The sequence below is a fragment of the Moraxella sp. genome (assembly GCF_024227015.1).
Lineage (GTDB): Bacteria > Pseudomonadota > Gammaproteobacteria > Pseudomonadales > Moraxellaceae > Moraxella.
The window spans coordinates 1-684 of sequence record NZ_JAAELD010000076.1 but is presented as its reverse complement, the minus strand read 5'-3'; the positions used below and the strand labels follow the sequence as shown (position 1 = coordinate 684).

The 684-nt window shown below is 49.0% G+C and carries 1 pseudogene; it reads left to right on the top strand.

Going from position 1 to position 684, the window contains the following annotated elements:
• Positions 1-684: pseudogene (gene fadA, locus GY683_RS01600) on the top strand (acetyl-CoA C-acyltransferase); the annotation flags it as partial.

Sequence of the window (684 nt, the reverse complement as noted above, 5' to 3'; positions counted from 1 at the left end):
TCTGGGGCTGTGTCAACCAAACCCTAGAGCAAGGTATGAACATTGGTCGTAACATCGGTTTATTGGCTGAATTACCACGTACCACGGCGGGTCAAACGGTCAACCGTCTATGTGGTTCATCCATGCAAGCGCTTCACACCGCAGCAGCACAAATCATGACCGGTCAAGGTGATGTGTTCATTATCGGCGGTGTTGAGCATATGGGTCACGTGGGTATGATGCACGGTATTGACCTCAATCCAGAAGCTTCAAAATACTACGCAAAAGCCTCTAACATGATGGGTTTAACCGCTGAAATGCTTGGACGTATGAATAACATCAGCCGTCAAGAACAAGATGCGTTTGGTGTAGAATCACATCGCCGTGCCTGGGAAGCGACACAGCAAGGTCGTTTCAAAAACGAAATCATCGGCATTGAAGGTCATGACGAAAACGGTAACCTACAACTTTGCACCATCGATGAAGTGATTCGTCCCGATGCCAACCTACAATCATTTGCGGCATTACGTCCCGTATTTGATCCTAAAGGTGGTACCGTGACAGCTGCCACGTCATCAGCCTTATCTGACGGTGCGTCTGCGATGCTTATCATGTCTGCACAAAAAGCCAAAGACTTGGGTCTAACACCACGTGCGCGTATTCGCGGTATGGCAGTTGCAGGCTGTGATGCGGCTATCATGGGTT